General features: G+C 72.3%; 14 protein-coding genes. 8 read left to right on the top strand and 6 right to left on the bottom strand.

Annotated features, from left to right (window positions below):
* Positions 1 to 214: 214 nt before the first annotated feature.
* The 8 genes from ACOOHE_RS09520 to ACOOHE_RS09485 all read left to right on the top strand — a co-directional run bounded on the left by ACOOHE_RS09520 (position 215) and on the right by ACOOHE_RS09485 (position 10,773).
* The gene (locus tag ACOOHE_RS09520) at positions 215 to 1,414 is read left to right on the top strand and encodes a hypothetical protein (protein WP_420457565.1); all 1,200 of its coding nucleotides are present in this window, start codon (positions 215 to 217) and stop codon (positions 1,412 to 1,414) included.
* A 49-nt stretch (positions 1,415 to 1,463) separates the two neighbouring features.
* Entirely contained in the window at positions 1,464 to 2,774 is a 1,311-nt protein-coding gene (locus ACOOHE_RS09515) for a hypothetical protein (RefSeq protein ID WP_420457564.1), read from the top strand.
* 29 nt (positions 2,775 to 2,803) lie between these two features.
* Complete coding sequence (locus ACOOHE_RS09510) at positions 2,804 to 4,240, top strand: tetratricopeptide repeat protein (protein ID WP_420457563.1); 1,437 nt, start codon at positions 2,804 to 2,806, stop codon at positions 4,238 to 4,240.
* A gap of 306 nt (positions 4,241 to 4,546) precedes the next feature.
* Positions 4,547 to 5,845, top strand: coding sequence for a phosphopyruvate hydratase (eno, locus tag ACOOHE_RS09505; protein WP_420457562.1), 1,299 nt, complete (start codon positions 4,547 to 4,549; stop codon positions 5,843 to 5,845).
* A 459-nt stretch (positions 5,846 to 6,304) separates the two neighbouring features.
* Entirely contained in the window at positions 6,305 to 6,586 is a 282-nt protein-coding gene (locus ACOOHE_RS09500) for an FtsB family cell division protein (RefSeq protein ID WP_420457561.1), read from the top strand.
* Positions 6,587 to 7,609, top strand: coding sequence for an ROK family protein (locus ACOOHE_RS09495; RefSeq protein ID WP_420457560.1), 1,023 nt, complete (start codon positions 6,587 to 6,589; stop codon positions 7,607 to 7,609).
* 38 nt (positions 7,610 to 7,647) lie between these two features.
* The gene (locus ACOOHE_RS09490) at positions 7,648 to 10,347 is read left to right on the top strand and encodes a putative LPS assembly protein LptD (RefSeq protein WP_420457559.1); all 2,700 of its coding nucleotides are present in this window, start codon (positions 7,648 to 7,650) and stop codon (positions 10,345 to 10,347) included.
* Between the two features lie 123 nt (positions 10,348 to 10,470).
* Positions 10,471 to 10,773, top strand: coding sequence for a BON domain-containing protein (locus tag ACOOHE_RS09485; RefSeq protein ID WP_420457558.1), 303 nt, complete (start codon positions 10,471 to 10,473; stop codon positions 10,771 to 10,773).
* Here ACOOHE_RS09485 and ACOOHE_RS09480 read toward each other — a convergent pair.
* The 6 genes from ACOOHE_RS09480 to ACOOHE_RS09455 form a co-directional block, all read right to left on the bottom strand.
* On the bottom strand, positions 10,770 to 11,993 hold the full coding sequence (locus ACOOHE_RS09480; RefSeq protein ID WP_420457557.1) for a patatin-like phospholipase family protein: 1,224 nt from the start codon (positions 11,991 to 11,993) through the stop codon (positions 10,770 to 10,772). The genes ACOOHE_RS09485 and ACOOHE_RS09480 overlap by 4 nt on opposite strands.
* Positions 11,994 to 12,077: 84 nt before the next feature.
* Entirely contained in the window at positions 12,078 to 12,731 is a 654-nt protein-coding gene (locus tag ACOOHE_RS09475; protein ID WP_420457556.1) for a phasin family protein, read from the bottom strand.
* Between the two features lie 41 nt (positions 12,732 to 12,772).
* Entirely contained in the window at positions 12,773 to 13,228 is a 456-nt protein-coding gene (locus ACOOHE_RS09470) for a polyhydroxyalkanoate synthesis regulator DNA-binding domain-containing protein (protein ID WP_420457555.1), read from the bottom strand.
* A 205-nt stretch (positions 13,229 to 13,433) separates the two neighbouring features.
* Positions 13,434 to 14,252, bottom strand: coding sequence for a phosphatidate cytidylyltransferase (locus tag ACOOHE_RS09465; RefSeq protein ID WP_420457554.1), 819 nt, complete (start codon positions 14,250 to 14,252; stop codon positions 13,434 to 13,436).
* Positions 14,253 to 14,666: a putative signal transducing protein gene (locus tag ACOOHE_RS09460; protein WP_420457553.1), complete on the bottom strand. Its 414-nt coding sequence runs from the start codon at positions 14,664 to 14,666 to the stop codon at positions 14,253 to 14,255.
* Positions 14,663 to 15,745 (bottom strand): type II CAAX prenyl endopeptidase Rce1 family protein, encoded by a 1,083-nt coding sequence (locus ACOOHE_RS09455; protein ID WP_420457552.1) that lies wholly within the window; start codon positions 15,743 to 15,745, stop codon positions 14,663 to 14,665. The genes ACOOHE_RS09460 and ACOOHE_RS09455 overlap by 4 nt, the downstream gene beginning before the upstream one ends.
* Positions 15,746 to 15,768: the final 23 nt, after the last annotated feature.

The following is a 15,768-nucleotide window of genomic DNA, read 5'->3' as shown; positions in this document are numbered from 1 at the left end:
GCGTAGGGGCGGCCCGGCGGGTCGCCCCCTACCGAGAGCGGGGGACGTGCACAACGTGTAAGCCGGCCCCGGCGGCTTTTTTGCACGATCCGCCCGGACCGGGCTCGGAGGCCGGGGTAGGCTGGGGCCGGCGTCCCAAATCCCATCCCCCCACGCGAAACGGCGGGGGAGCCCGTTGGGAGAGCGCCCCGTCCCCCGCCCGACACCCCGCCCCGTGAGATCTCTCGTCGCCGCCGTCGCGGCCGCCCTCGTCCTCTCCGCCTGCCAGGACCCCGCCGGCGTCGGCCTCGGCCTGATCGACGAGGAGCAGCTCGACCCCAACGTCCGCACGGTCTTGCTGACCGACGTCGCCCCGACCGCCGACACCACGGTCGCCATCGGCATCGCCTCCGACCGCGACCCGGCGCTGATCCAGTCGCGCGTGCTCGTCGGCCGCGTGCAGGACCCCGTTTTCGGCGACGCCCGGTCAGTGGCCTACGTCGACTTTGTCCGACTGGCAGAGCTCCCGGACGACGCCGAGGCGGCCGACGTCACGGCGGCCTGGCTCGTCCTGGAGCGGAGCTACACCTACGGAGACACCACGACGACGCTGCCCCTCGAGCTCCGGCCGGTCCAGGGCTCGTGGACGGCCAACACGGGGTACCCGGCCGACACGCTCTTCGCCACCGGCGACCTCCTCGCGACGACCGACGTCGCCCCGGCCGACACGTCGGCCCGGTTCGACCTGCCGGCGTCGTGGGTCGCGGCGAACGCGGCGACGCTCCTGAGCGACACCTTCGGCGACGACTTCGAGGGGTTCGGCATCGACGTCCCGGCCGGCTTCACGCCGTCGCCGGGCGCGGTGGTCGGGTTCGACACGTTCGCCAGCACCGGGTCCGGGCTCCGCGTCGTCGTCGCGGGCGACACGGTGGCGTACGCGCTGTCGGAGGTGTTCAGCTCGATCGCGGTCACGCCGGCCCCGGGGACCACGCCGAACGTCCTGCCGGCTCGGGTGGGCTCGGAGTCGGTCGTCCGGTTCAACGCGGACTTCGGCACGGTCGGCCCGGCGGCGCTCGCACGCGCGCGGCTCTCGTTGCCGCTCGACCTGTCGCTGACTCGCGAGGGGTCGTTCGTCCGGCCGGTCCCGTCCCGGTCCTTCCTCGTCGGCGTCCGGACCGTCGATGGCGAGGAACGCCGGTTCCCCCTGTCCGACAACGTGGTCTTCGACGGCGGCGAGCTGACGGTGTTCGACACCGGCCGCCTGACGGCGGAGGTCCAGCAGGTCCTCCTCGACCCCGGCAGCGCGTTCGAGCGCTACGAGCTCGTCCCCCTCCGAGGTGCCGCGTCGCTCGACATCCTCCCGATCCTGCTGAGCGGCGCCCCCGACGACCGGGCGCCGCGGTTCACGCTCACCGTCGTCGGCGCGTCCGGCTAGCAACGTCGCGGCCGCCCGCGTGTCCCCCTTCTCGAACCCCCCGGTCCCTATGCGCTCCGCGCTCTTGCTGTCCGTCGCCGTGCTGGCGCTCGCCCCGTCCGCCGCGGCGCAGGGGCAGAACAACTACGGCTCGATCTACTCGCTCTACGGGCTGGGCGAGCGGGTCGAGTTCGGGTCGTCGCAGTCGACGATGTTGGGGAACGGGGCCGCGGCGCTCCGCTCGGGGAGCTACGTCAACCTCTCGAACCCGGCGCTGTGGTCGGACCAGGCGCTGACGACGTTCTCGGCCGGCGCGAGCATCGCGACCGTCCGCGCCGAGGACGCCCTCACCGAGGGGACGAGCGTCGGGACGGCCGGCGACCTGTCGTCGCTCCACCTGGGCCTCCCCCTCATCCCGTCCCGGCTGGGGCTGACGCTGGCCTACCGGCCGTACTCGCGCGTGAACTACCGCGCGGCCGTCGACGACTCGCTCTCGGTCGAGGGCGAGATGGCCCCGTACACGCTGAACCAGGAGGGCGCCGGCGGGCTCCAGCAGCTCTCGGCCGGCCTGGGCCTCCGGCTGGGCTCGGCCGTCCAGGTCGGCGCCTCCGCCGACGTGATCTTCGGCAACCAGGAGCTCCTCCAGCGGACCCAGTTCGACGACCGGCTGGCCTACGCCGAGACGCGCCAGGCCCGGGTCACCCGGTTGCGCGGCGTCACGGCCACGCTCGGCGCCGCCGTCACCGCCCGCGCCCTCGCCCGCGACGACGACGCGCTGACGGTCGCCGGCGCGCTCACGCTCCCGACCGACCTCGGCGGCTCGCGGACGGTCACCCTCGGCGAGAGCCTGGACCGCGACACGCTGCGGGCCCCCGACGGGAGCCTGTCGCTCGACGGCGACGTCCGGCTCCCGCTCTCGGCCCGGGCCGGCGTGACCTACCTCTCGGGCCTGCGGTGGCTCGCCACGCTCGACGCCTCGTACGAGCCGTGGTCCGCGTTCGAGAGCACGCTGCCCGTCGGCGGGTTCGACCCGGGGCAGGGCCTCGACCAGCTCCGCGACCGGGTCCGCGTCGGCGGCGGGGTCGAGGTCACGCCGGCCGGCCGGGACCGCCGGGCCGGCGTGTTCCAGCGGTCGTCGTACCGGATCGGCGGCTACGCCGAGCGCGGGCTCTACGCGCCGGCCGGCCAGGACGTCACGACGGTGGCGCTCACCGGCGGGGTCTCGATCCCGAACCGGCTGACCGGCGCCCGCATCGACCTCGGCCTCGAAGCCGGAACCCGGGGTTCGGCCGAGGGCGTACTTGTCCGCGACACGTTCCTCAAGGGGACGGTCACGCTCAACTTCGGGGAGCGCTGGTTCGTCCAGCGCCGTTTCGACTGATCCCTCTCACCTCCGACACACCTCGGCCCATGCGACCGACCCGCCTCGCCCTCCTCGCCCTCGCCTTCGGCGCGCTCTCCGCGTGCAGCGCGCCGCCCTCCGGTGGCCCGCGCACGTCCGAGGACAACTCCGTCTTCGTCCCGGACACGCCGACGGCGTACGGCCCGGGCGACTACTGCTCCGACACCTACGTCCTCATCCAGCCGACGACGCGGGCCAACTTCAGCCTGGGCAGCGAGTACTACCGCAACGGCGACACCTGCGCGGCCTACCCGTACATCAAGCACATCCTCGACACCGAGCCGCTGTTCACCGGCGAGGACCCCGACGACCGGAACTACCTCCGGATGGCCTCGATCTACGAGGACTTCGCCGCCCAGGTCGACTCGACGAACCGGGCCGAGAAGATGGCCTACCTCGACTCGGCGCTCTCGATGCGCGAGATGGGCGTCGCCGCGCTCAACCGCGAGGGGATCGCCTTCGACAGCTACCTCCGCAACCTGCGCGAGGGGTTCTTCTACTTCCAGAACAGCGACTACTACGACGACGCGGGCGAGCGCCAGTACCAGGCGTTCAACCGGGCCTTCGAGGCCCAGCCGGACAGCCTGGAGGACTGGTACCTCGTCCAGCTCTTCAACGCCTCCGGCGAGCAGTTCGGCGAGGACCTGCCCAACCCCGACCGCGCCGAGTTTATCCGAACGCTCGCGGGCGCCCTCGACGACCCGGCCCTCAAGCAGAACTACACGCTCTACGCCGACTACGTCGAGACTGACCCGGCCGAGTCGGGCGAGGTCACCGTCGGGTCGGACGAGGTGGTCGAGGAGCTGATCGCGGCCGCTCGTGGCGGGACCATCGCCGGCAACGACGCGCTCCGCCTGCTCGCGGTCGTGCTCCAACAGCCCGAACGGGTCGAGGCGCTCAACGAGGACGTGGGCGAGCTCCGGACGATCCTGCTCCGCAACTCGGCCGTCACCGACCAGGTCGACAACCCGCGGACGCTCTACGCGCTCGCGCTCCAGGCCTACGGCGACGGCGAGTCGAGCCGGGGCAACGACCTGTTCAACCGGGCCATCGCGAACGCCCAGTCGAACGCCCAGCGCGCCGACTTCTACTACTCGCGCGGCGTGAGCCGCTACGGCAGCGCCAACGACTTCACGCGCGCCCTCGAGTACTTCCCGAACCACGGCCCGAGCCTCTACCGCCGCGCCGGCCAGATCGCCCAGTCGGTCGGCCGCCCGAGCTCGCTCCGGGGCCGGTTCGCGTACTGGTGCCTGGCCGACATCTACCGGAACGTGGCCGCGTCGAGCTCCGACTCGCGGATCTCGTCGACGGCGCGCCGCGCCGCGGCGCAGTACGAGCGGGCCGGCCCGAGCCGCGACCAGTACTTCCTGGAGGGCTTCAGCCCGGGCCAGTCGGTGACGGCCAGCCTCGGGGCCTACGGGAGCTGCACGACGCGCGTCCGCTAGCGTCTCTGTTTGGCTTGACCGCCCGCCGGCCGTCTCCACCTCGGGGGCGGCCGGCGTCTTTATGTACGTTGCCGGCGCCACGACAGCCCGGGCTCGGCCCCCCTGTCCGAGCGCCCCTCGCTCTGCTCAGCGGGCGCACGGACTGTCCCCCTTCGAGGGGGACAGCTCCCCGACCTGGGAGCGGAGCGACCGGGAGGGGAGCAGGGGGTCCCGCGACGGCACGCGCTTGACCAAGCTGACGCTTCGATGGTGCGGCACCGTGGCGAGAGACGCCGGTATCTTCGGCCACCCTCTCCCCGCCCCGCCATGTCCGTCATCGTCTCCGTCCACGCCCGCCAGATCCTCGACAGCCGGGGCAACCCCACCGTCGAGGTCGACGTGATCACCGACGACGGGGCCGTGGGCCGCGCCGCCGTCCCCTCGGGCGCCTCGACCGGCGAGTACGAGGCCGTCGAGCTCCGCGACGGCGACGACGACGTGTACCTCGGCAAGGGCGTCCTGAAGGCCGTCGAGAACGTGAACGAGACCATCGCGGGCGAGGTCACCGGGCTCGACGTGCTCGACCAGCCCGGCCTCGACGCGGCGCTCCTGGAGATCGACGGGACCGACAACAAGTCGAAGATGGGGGCCAACGCCTTGCTCGGCGTGTCGCTGGCGGCAGCCCGCGCCGGCGCCGTGGTGGCCGGGCTCCCGCTCTACGCCTACGTCGGCGGGGCCAACGCCCGGCGCCTGCCCGTCCCCATGATGAACATCATCAACGGCGGCCGGCACGCCGACAACTCGGTGGACTTGCAGGAGTTCATGGTGATGCCGGTCGGGGCCGAGAGCTTCTCGGAGGGCCTGCGGATGGGCGTCGAGACGTTCCACCACCTCGCCCGGGTGCTCAAGAAGAAGGGGTACTCGACGGCCGTCGGCGACGAGGGCGGGTTCGCGCCGGACCTCAAGAGCAACGAGGAGGCCATCGAGGTCATCCTGGAGGCCATCGACAACGCGGGCTACGAGGCAGGCCGCGACCTCTACATCGCGCTCGACCCGGCGGCGTCCGAGATGTTCGAGCCCGCCGGCGACGGCGGGGGGGAGTACGTGTTCTACAAGTCGGACCCCGACCGCCGGCTGTCGTCGGAGGAGATGGTCGAGTTCTGGGCCGGCTGGGTCGACGAGTACCCGATCATCTCGATCGAGGACGCGATGGACGAGAACGACTGGGACGGCTGGGCCGCGCTGACCGAGCGCGTCGGCGAGCAGATCCAACTCGTCGGCGACGACCTGTTCGTGACCAACACGACGCGGCTCCAACGGGGGATCGACGAGGACACGGCCAACGCCATCCTGATCAAGCCGAACCAGATCGGGACGCTGACCGAGACGCTCGAGGCCGTCGAGCTGGCCCACCGCTACGCCTACGCGAGCGTGATGAGCCACCGCTCGGGCGAGACCGAGGACACGACCATCGCCGACCTCGCCGTCGCCTGCGGGTGCGGCCAGATCAAGACGGGCTCGGCCTCGCGGAGCGACCGGCTCGCCAAGTACAACCAACTGCTCCGGATCGAGGAGCTCCTGGGCGACTCGGCGGTCTACCCCGGCATGGAGGCGTTCCGGTTCTGAGCCGCGAGCGGTGAGCGATGAGCCGTGAGGTCGTACCAGCTCTGGAGGTTGGCGCTCCGCTTGCGACATCGCTCCCCTCACCCTGTCCCTCTCCCACAGGGAGAGGGGACCTCGCAAGGGAAGCCGAGGTGAAGCGAGCAGGGGTACAAGAACTCCGCAATCTGGTAGTAGACACACGACGCGGGGATCTCTGGGGATCTCTTTCGGCCGCGGATTGGGGCTGATGCCCTCCCCCGTTGTCATCCTGAGCGCCAGCGAAGAGCCTGCCCCCGCGAAGGCGGGGGATCTCAGCACCGGACTCTCCACCCTCGACGTCGTCCGTTCTGGGCTCGACGGTCCGAGCTGAGATCCTCCGCTCCGCTCAGGAGGACACGTTGCAAGACCCCGGCGGAGAGACCGGCCCATCGCCTACGCCTCACGCCTCCCCTGCGCTACCTTCCGGCGTCCCCCCTCGCCGCCATGACCAAGCGTCTCCGTCGCAACGCGCTGCTGCTGGGCCTCATCGGGCTCGGCCTGTGGGTCGCCTTTTTCGACAGCCACAGCGTGTACCGCCGCGCGAGCTACGCCCACGAGCTCGACCGGCTGACGGCCGAGAACGAGCAGCTCGCGGCCGACAACCGCGCGCTCGCGGCCCAGCTCGACGCCGGGCTCGACGACGCGCTCCTGGAGGAGGTGGCCCGGGAGGAGTACGGGATGCGGCGGCCGGGCGAGCGGGTCTACCGCGTCGAGGCCGGCGAGTAGATGGCCCGTGCCGAGACCGAACACGCGGTCGGGGTCGACCTCGGCGGGACGAACCTGAAGGTGGCGCTCGTGGAGCGGGCCGAGGGGATCGTCCGCCAGGCCGTGCTGCCGACGGAGGCCGAGAGCGGGCCGGAGCGCGTGCTCGACCGGATCGTCGAGGGCGTCGCGCGCGTCGTCCAGGGGTTCGAGGCGCACGGCCACGTCGAGGGCATCGGCGTCGGGGCGCCGGGCGTGGTCTCGCTCGACCGGTCGACGGTCACGAAGCCGCCCAACGTGCCCGGCTGGGAAACGGTCCACCTCGCCGACGCGCTCGGGCCCCGGCTCCGCGCCGCCGGCATCGACGTGGCCGGGCCGGTCATCGCCGAGAACGACGCGAACGCCGCCGCGCTCGGCTCGGCGTTCTACGGGTCGGGCCAGCCGTTCGACTCGTTCGTCATGGTCACACTGGGGACCGGCGTCGGCGGGGCCATCGTCGTCGAGAACCGGCTGTTCCGGGGGACGACGGGCGCGGCCGGCGAGATCGGCCACATGTCGATCGACTACGAAGGGCCGTACGACCGGGCGGGCGTGGCCGGCGCCATCGAGGCGTACCTCGGCCAGCGGTTCCTCTCGCGCCACGCGCGGTACCAGCTGCTGGCCCGGGACACGGGCCTCCACGAGACGGGCGGCCACGACCTCCGGGATGTGACGCCGCAGCACGTCCACGCGGCGGCGCTGGCGGGCGACCCGGCGGCCATCGAGGTACTCGCGTGGGCCGGCCACAAGCTGGGCGTGTTGCTCGGGTCCGTCGTCAACCTGCTCGACATCCGAAAGATCGTCGTCGGCGGCGGGGTGTCGCAGGCGGGCGACCTGCTGCTGGACCCGGCGCGCCGGGCGATGGGCCGGTGCGTGATCCCATCGATGTGCGACGGCATCGAGATCGTCCAGGAGACACGAGGCAACGACGTGGCCATGCTGGGCGCGGCGCGGCTGGTGTTCGAGCACCTCGACGACCACCGGGACGACCACCGCCCGGCCGGGTGACGCGCGCACGATCCGGCCCCGAACGGCGTTCGGGACGGATGCCCCGCCTCGTGCTCGCCGTCCTCGCCCTCGGGCTCGCCGTGTCGGCGCGGGCGCAGGACGCACCGCCGGACTCCGCTCGGGCGGACTCGGTCGCGAGCCCCCCGCCCGTGGCGCTCGACGCGCTCGCGGCCCGGCCCGACACCGCGGACGCGGCCCCGATCTCGCTGCCCGTTCCGCGCGCGGCGCCGGCCGAGGGCGGGCTCGACCGGGCCGTCCGCTACACGGCGACCGACTCGCTCCGCGTCACGCTGGCGCCGCGCGGGGCCCCGGCCGACGACGGGCCGGGCGACGTGGTGTCGCTGTTCGGCAACGTCCAGACCGAGTACGAGGGGGCCCAGATCTCGGCCGGCCGCGTCGACTACGAGACGGCGCGCGAGCTGCTCCGCGCGTCCGGCGTGCCGACGGACTCGGGCGCGACGGGCGTGCCGCAGTACCAGGGCGAGGAGGGCCAGTTCTCGGGCCGCGAGGTCGTCTACAACCTGCGGACCGGCCGGGGCCGCGTGACCGGCGCGCGGACCCAGATCGAGGACGGCTACCTCTTGGGCGGCATCCTGAAGCAGCAGGACGCCCACGTCGTGTTCGCCCAGAGCGCGGCCTACACGACGTGCGAGCTCGACCACCCGCACTACGCCGTCGAGGCCGGGCGGATGAAGATCGTCGACGGCGAGCGGGTCTACACGGGCCCGGTCCGGCTCAAGCTGCTCGGCATCCCGATGCCCCTCGTCCTGCCGTTCGGCTACTTCCCGGCGGCCGAGGGCCGGCGGAGCGGGCCGCTCCCGTTCCGCTACGGCCGCGACTCGGTCTACGGGCTCTACCTCGACGACGTCGGGTGGTACTGGGCCCTCAGCGAGTACCTCGACGCCCAGGTCTCGGGCCGCGTCGGGACGCAGGCCTCGTTCCAGCTCGACGGCCAGCTCCGCTACAACCGCCGCTACGCCTACTCGGGCAACGTGGCCGTCCAGGTCGGGCGGATCCGCTCGGGCGAGCCGACCGACCCCGACTTCGCGCCGCGGACGCCGCTCGGGCTCCGGTGGAGCCACAACCAGACGTTCCCCGCCGGCCAGCGGCTGACGGCCAGCGTCAACTTGCAGTCGGTGAGCCAGCGGCTCGTGTCGGACAACGTGAGCGATCAGATCCAGGCCTCGACCACGTCGTCGGTCCAGTACAACCAGCAGTGGCCGAGCGTCGGCCGGTCGCTGAGCCTCTCGGCCCAGGCGTTCCAGGACTTCGCGGGCAACCGGACGACGGCGACGTTGCCCCAGCTCGCGTTCTCGCAGCAGCGGCTGTTCCCGTTCCGCCGCGGGCGCGACGACCGGTGGTACGAGAAGATCAGCCTGAGCTACACGGCGAACGCCCAGAACGCCTTCGCCTTCCAGCCAATCAGCGACTCGACGGGCATCTCGGCGCTCGACGCCCTCTTCCGCCCAAGCGCCTTCCGCCAGGCGACGTGCGCGGAGGACGCCCCCGACTGCGACCCGCGACGGTTCGACTACCTCGTGACCCAGTCCGTCCCGATCAGCGCGGCGTTCTCGGTCCCGCGCTTCAACCTGACGTTCGGGCCAAACCTGAGCTACACCGAGACCTGGACCGACGAGACCCTCGTCCAGACCTACGACCCGGTGCTGAAGCGGGCCGTGCCGACGCGCGAGCCCGGGTTCACGCCGTTCCGGCGGTTCGTCGCCAGCGCGTCGGTCGCGACCGAGCTGTTCGGGACGTTCCCGATCCGGATCGGCGCGCTCGACGGGATCCGCCACACGATCACGCCCCAGGCCTCGCTCTCGTTCGAGCCCGACTACGCCCGGCTCGGCTTCGTCGACGAGGTCCAGGTCGACTCGACGGGCCGGACCCGGCGTTACGCCATCAACCCGTCGATCCCGACCGACCCGACGCGGTCGCTCTCTTTTTCCGTCCAGAACGCCTTCGTCGGGCGGACCGTCCGGACGGACTCGACGGGCGAGGAGACGCGGCAGACGCGGCAGTTGCTGTCGCTGAGCCTGACGGGCGGCTACAACTTCGCGGCCGAGCGCGAGCCGTTCCGCCCCGTCAGCGCCCGGTTCACGACGACGGCGTTCGGCGTCAACGCGAGCGGCGGCGCGAGTTTTTCGGCCTACGCCGTCGACACGCTCGTCACGGCGTCGCCGGTGACGTACTTCGAGACGACCGGCCGGCCGCTCCGGCTGACGAACGCGAGCTTGCAGGTCAGCCGGAGCTTCCAGTCGGGCCGGCGGGCCGACGCGAGCGACGTCCGCCCGGTCCGGGGCGCGCCGGTCCTGGGCGACCCGTACGACCCGGGCTCGGTCGTCCCCCGGAGCGCGACGGTCGGCTATCTCGACTACGCCGCGCCGTGGTCGGTCGCGCTCGGGCTCACGCTGAGCCGGACCGCGGCAACGGCCTCCGGCGACGGCCGGACGCTGGCGACCCTCGGCGTCCAGCAGTTCAACGCGCGGCTCACGCCGAACTGGTCGCTCACCGGGAGCTCCGGCGTCGACCTGACATCGCTCGAGATCACGACGACGCGGTTGGGGTTGCGGCGCGACCTCCACTGCTGGGAGATGTCGGTCGACTGGCAGCCCATCGGGATCACGAAGTCGTTCTCGGTCTCGCTCTACGTCAAGAGCGGGTTCTTGCGCGACTTCTTGCGGCTCGACGTCCCCAACTCGACCGTGCGGACGGGCGGCTTCGGCCAGCGGTTTTAAGGGAGTGGCCCATTTCAGAACGGAGCGGGCAGCGGGCGGGTCACCGCCGTCGGGCCGCCTCGCGGGGGGTCGGCCGCGCTGGCACGTCGATTGCGCGACGGGAGGGCACCTCCCCCCACGCTCGTGCCCGTCAGCGCCCAGGTCCTCGGCTCCGGCCTCCCCCCCGCCCTCCGCGCGCTCGTCGACCGCCACCAGGCAGCACGAGCCAAGACGACGACCGACCAGTCGCTGGCGCGGCGGCTCCACGACGGCATCGGCGCGGCCGGGGCCGACGTCCGGGGCCTCACGGTCTACGTCCACGACGGGGCCGTGTCGCTGTACGGGACGCTGGCGTCCGCCGCCGTCCGGGAGGACGTGCTGGCCGTGGTCACGCGCACGCCCGGCGTCCGACGTGTGGTTGACCACCTCCGGCTCGGCGGCGTCTAGCCGAGCAGGTCGCCCAGGTCCGCCAGCGCGTCGCGCAGGTCGCGCGTGGTCTCGGTCGAGGGCAGGATGGCGCGCTCGCCGGACAGCCCGACGCTCTCCCACACGTCGAACCGCTCGCGTGCCAGGACCGACGTGCGCAGACGGAGCCCGTGCCGCTCCAACACCGGCCCGACCTCGGCGGCCCGGTCGCGGAGCTGCTCCAGCGTCGAGCGGTAGGCGTGCTCGACGACCTCCTTGCGCGAGGCGAACGAGAACACGTTCGTGAAGAACATCCGGTAGTCGTCGCGGCGCGGCTCGAACAGGACGAGGTCGGCGCCGGCGTAGCGGTCGCGGTACGAGGCCATGCCCGTCCCCATCCGGCTGTGGATCAACGTCCGGAACGTCTGGCTCATCACGCCCGGCATCCCGCGGTCGGTGAGCCGGCCCCGCCGCATGGCCCCGTCGGCGACGGCGTGGGCCGTGTCGACGGGGACGATGGGGTTGACGCAGATCACCAGGCCCGCGCCGTGCTCGAAGGCGACCGAGGCGTGGACCGTCTTGTTGAGGACGCCGTCGACGTAGTGGCGCCCCTCGATCTCGACCGGCGGGTACAGCCCGGGCAGCGCCGTCGAGGCCTGGACCGCCAGCGAGATCGGGACGTGGTCCGCGTGCTCGCCGCCGAACACGACGGTCTCGCTCGAGTCGAGGTCCGTCGCGACGACGTAGAGCGGGTTGCGGAGCCGGCGGAAGTCGTCGGTCCGGCCCTCCACCTCGAACAGGGTCGCGAGGTAGTTCCGCAGCGGCGCGTTGTCGAACACGCCGACCGGCAGGGCCCGGCTGAGCTGGCCGATCAGCTCCGACACCAGGCCGCTCGACGCCTCCGGCTCGGTCACGACCGTCCTGAGCGCGCTGTAGATGAGGCCCGGAAGCCGGAGCCCGCGCCGGGCGTACTCGCCGAACGCCGGCGACATGAACATCTCGGGCCGGAACGGGTGCTCGCCCGGCTCCTCGCCCACGACGGACCGGACCATCTGGGCCGTCGTGACGCCGTTCGCCAGCGAGGCCCCCACGAACGCGCCCGCCGACACGCCGACCGTGACCCGGACGTCGTTGAGGTCGAGCCCGTCGAGCGCGTCGTCGAGCGCGCGCAGGACGCCGATCTCGTAGATGGCGCCCTCCGGCCCGCCGCCCGCGAGCGCGAGGCCGACGTAGCCGGTCCGGTGGTGGTCAGCGAGTTGCATGGCGAGGGCCGGATGGGGGCCGGACACGCCGCGGGCGGGCACGGGGGGTCCGCACCCGCCCGCGGGCGGCCGTCCGGGGGGACGTTACGCGCGCTGCTCCTGGACGCGGACGAGCACCTTCTCGGCCTCCTCCTTGCCCTGGACCTTCTCCACGACGACGTCGCCGAGCCGGACCTCGTACCAGCCGCCGCCGACGGCCTCCATCGTGAGCTCGGTCGAGTGGGTCCGCTCCTCCTTGAGCCGCTCGATGTGGGTCGTGAGCCGCTCGACGCTGGCCGTCAGCTCCGAGATCTCGTCGCGCGTGGGGACGCCCAGCCGCTTCATGACGGCGGAGACGGTCTCGCTGAGCTGGGTCTCGGCCTTGTCGGCCGTCTCACCGGCGACGTACTTCGCGTCCTCGACGCGGCCCTTGACAGCGTCGGTCGCCCTCTCGGTCTCGCTGTCGATCTGCTGGCGGATGGACCGGACGCGGTCCATGCCGAGCCCAGGGAGCTCGACCTTCTCGCCCTTCTTGACGAGCCTCTTGAACGCCTTCGAGCCCTCCTCCTCGGCGAGCGCGAGCGCGCCCAGTCCGGCGAGGAACACCTTCTGGACGGCGTCCTGGACGTCGCCGGCGGCGTCGGTCAGGTCGCGCTGGACGGACTCGACGGTCGTCTTGGCCGTGGTGACGGCGTCGTCGGCCGTCTTCTTGATCTCCTTGCGGAGGTCCTGGGTCTTGGTGGCAGTCTTGGTAGCCATGGTCGTTGGGGGGTGGGTCCGGCGGGCGCCGGACGGGGGGACTAGTCGGTGGAAGAGGTCTCGTCGTCGAGGTCGGCGAGCGAGCGTTCGAGGCCGTCGAGGCGGGCGCGGAGCCGGTCCATCTCGTCGCGGACCTCGCCGACGAGCCCGCCGGGGCGGATCCGGTCGACGGCCCGAGTGGCCAGGTCGTCGACGCCGCGGCGGGCCTGGGTCAGGCTCGTCTCGACGGCCCGCTCGCCGGCCTTCAGCGCGCGCTCGCCGACGCGCAAGAGGTCGTGGAGGAAGTGGGCCGAGAGCAGGCTCCGCCCGTTCCGGCCCTCCTCCGAGATGATCTGGGTCAGGATCGTCGCCGTCACGTCCCGGCCCGACTTGTTGTCGAGCACCTCGACCTCGTCGCCGTCGCGGACGAACCCGGCGACCTCGTCGAGGCTGACGTAGCGGCTCTCGGCCGTGTCGTAGAGCTTGCGGCTCCCGTAGCGTTTGATGAGTCGGGGCATGGCGGGGGGCGGTGTCGGAGGTTATGACGCGGTGCGGCAACGTGAGTTTCCGCACTGCGGCATCCCGTCCAGGCTTCACCCCCTCCTCACGTGAGTCGTGGGGACACCATGCATGGTGTCCCTACCGATCTCGGGGTCGATGGCGAGGTCATCCCTGCGACGAGCTCGAGCCAGCCCGGCAGCGCCCGAGGTGACGGCACGACCGCTACAGCAGGCCGTGCGCCAGCTCGAGGTAGATCACGATGACGGGGACGGCAACGAGCGTCGCGTCGATCCGGTCGAGCAGCCCGCCGTGGCCCGGCAGCCACGTTGCCGAGTCCTTGACGCCGACGGACCGCTTGAACAAGCTCTCGGCCAAGTCGCCGAACGGCCCGAGCACGCCGCTCGCGAGCGCGATCACCGCGACGTCGAGCCACGAGATGGCCTGCCCGAGCACGGTCAGCTTGAATACGGCCACGAGGGCGAACGCGCCGAGCGCGCCGCCGGCGGCCCCCTCCCAGGTCTTCTTCGGGGAAACGCGCTCGAAGAGGGGCGTCCTCCCGAAGGCCCGGCCGGCGAGGTAGGCGAACGAGTCGGCGCCCCAGACGCTGAAGAGGACGGCCGTCGTGATCCAGAACCGATCGGGGTCGCTCCAGGTGGGGGCGTCGGCGAACCGCAAGACGAGCAGGCTGCTCGCCAACAGGCACGGGTACAGGATGCCGAACGCGGTGCCGGCGGCGTCGGCGAGCGGCGTCGCCCGACGGAGGTAGAGGACGCCGACGAGCACGGCGACGAGGCCCGCCCCGAGCGCCAGGCCCGCGCCTGGGACCAAGGGCCACAGCGTCGCCACGGCCCCGAGCCCGAGCCCGAGCGGGACGAGCGGGTCCGCGCCCCCGGCCTTGACCAGGCGGTACAGCTCGAACTGAGCCGCTCCGGCCACCCCAGCGATGAGCACGGCGAACACCCAGCCGCCGACCCAGACGGCGCCCACGACGAGCGCGGCGCCGACCAGCCCGGTCAGAACGCGCTGGGCAAAGTTCGACACCTAGACGTCCTCGTCGTCGTCGGGGACGTCGAGGCTGATCTCGTCGATGCCCGAGTCGAGGCGGGCCTCCGAGACCGGGTCGTGCGCGTCCGGGGCCATGACGTCGGCGGACATGGCGGCCTCCTCGAGCTCGGCGTCCGAGAGCGGCGCGCGGTCCAGGATGCCCCGGGCCTCGGTCTCGTCCTCCGGCTTGACCATGACGTGGACCGGCGCGAGGTCGCCGACGGTCAGGTTGAACGAGTGGTCCCGCTGCGTCAGGACGACGGCGGCGATCCCCTCCTCGTCGAGGCGGTCGCGGACGAGGTCGGCCTCGAAGTCGGTCGAGCACTCGAAGACCGAGATCCAGCCCTCGTAGGTGCGCTGGGCGCGGGCGTCGGGCGTGTCGTCGTGGGGGGTGCTGGCGGGCTCTTTCATGGGATGGGCGAGGAGAGGGTCGGAGATGGGAGCGCGGCTCGGACCGGCTGCGAGTCCGGCGTCAGGCCGACGACCGACTGGCGCCGCGCGACGAGGGCCCGGGCCACCACGGCCGTCAGCACCAGGCCGAGGAGCCCAACATACCACGGCACCCCCACCGCTTCGATGGACTCGAGGTCGAGGTCGGGCGAGGTGCGGGCGTAAGCCGTGGCCATCACCGCGAACCCGTTGTTCAGCAGGTGCACGAGCACGCCGGCCCACAGGCTCCCCGTCGCCCAGACGACGAAGCCGAGGTAGATGCCGAGCAGCGACAGCGGGACGGCCTGGCTCAGCCGCAGGTGGTACAGCCCGAACAGCACGCCGACGACGACGATGCTGGCGACCGTCCCCCAGCTCCGCTCGACCTGACGCTGGAGGTAGCCCCGGAACAGGAGCTCCTCGCAGATCGCCGGCGTGATGGCGAGCGCCACGAAGAGGAACACCGTCGACAGCTCGCCGCCGAGCAGCAGCCCCTCCAACAGGTCCACCTGCTGCTGCTCGAGTTGGCGGAGCCAGTCGGGCATCGGGACGCGCTCGTTGAGTTGGCCGGTCCAGATCACGGCCGGGTAGATCGTGGCCCACCCGAGCGCTGCCAGCCCGAGCGCCGGCCCGTCCGGCCGGCGGATCCGCAAGAACGAGCGGGCGTCGGGCGTGTGGAGCCGGGCCACGACGAGCGCGAACAGCCCGAACCCGACGACCTGGCCGACGGTGTTGGCCGTCATCATCAGCCGGCCGTTCGTCGTCAGCTGCTCCAGGATCGCGGACATGTCAGGCGCCTCTCCCCCGCCCTCCCGGATCACGTCCCACGCCACGCCGACCGCCAGCACGATTGGGGCGACGACGAGTTGGAACAGCAGGAACGCGGCGACGAACACGAAGAACGCCGCCAGGATCGGGTGGAACTGGTTCCGTTCGAGCCACCCGGTCAGCCGGCTCGGCGTGGCCTCCGGCCAGGCGTCGACGATGGCCGGAGGGGCGGACGCCTCGGCCGCGAGGTCGGCCAGGGACGGAGGGGCGGGCTGGAGCGAGGGGTCGGTCACGACGGGTTCGGAGCGAGCGCCCT

The sequence above is a fragment of the Rubrivirga sp. genome (assembly GCF_965213695.1).
Classification (GTDB): Bacteria; Bacteroidota; Rhodothermia; order Rhodothermales; family Rubricoccaceae; genus Rubrivirga.
Note: the sequence above shows the minus strand (reverse complement) of the source record. Positions and strands in the feature narration are given on the sequence as shown.

Excerpts from the sequence above, each read along its gene's own strand:
- ACOOHE_RS09460 (WP_420457553.1), bottom strand. The coding sequence starts at position 14,666 with ATGAAAGAGCCCGCCAGCACCCCCCACGACGACACGCCCGACGCCCGC.
- ACOOHE_RS09510 (WP_420457563.1), top strand. The coding sequence starts at position 2,804 with ATGCGACCGACCCGCCTCGCCCTCCTCGCCCTCGCCTTCGGCGCGCTC.
- ACOOHE_RS09490 (WP_420457559.1), top strand. The coding sequence starts at position 7,648 with ATGCCCCGCCTCGTGCTCGCCGTCCTCGCCCTCGGGCTCGCCGTGTCG.
- ACOOHE_RS09500 (WP_420457561.1), top strand. The coding sequence starts at position 6,305 with ATGACCAAGCGTCTCCGTCGCAACGCGCTGCTGCTGGGCCTCATCGGG.
- ACOOHE_RS09480 (WP_420457557.1), bottom strand. The coding sequence starts at position 11,993 with ATGCAACTCGCTGACCACCACCGGACCGGCTACGTCGGCCTCGCGCTC.
- eno (WP_420457562.1), top strand. The coding sequence starts at position 4,547 with ATGTCCGTCATCGTCTCCGTCCACGCCCGCCAGATCCTCGACAGCCGG.
- ACOOHE_RS09515 (WP_420457564.1), top strand. The coding sequence starts at position 1,464 with ATGCGCTCCGCGCTCTTGCTGTCCGTCGCCGTGCTGGCGCTCGCCCCG.
- ACOOHE_RS09495 (WP_420457560.1), top strand. The coding sequence starts at position 6,587 with ATGGCCCGTGCCGAGACCGAACACGCGGTCGGGGTCGACCTCGGCGGG.
- ACOOHE_RS09475 (WP_420457556.1), bottom strand. The coding sequence starts at position 12,731 with ATGGCTACCAAGACTGCCACCAAGACCCAGGACCTCCGCAAGGAGATC.
- ACOOHE_RS09470 (WP_420457555.1), bottom strand. The coding sequence starts at position 13,228 with ATGCCCCGACTCATCAAACGCTACGGGAGCCGCAAGCTCTACGACACG.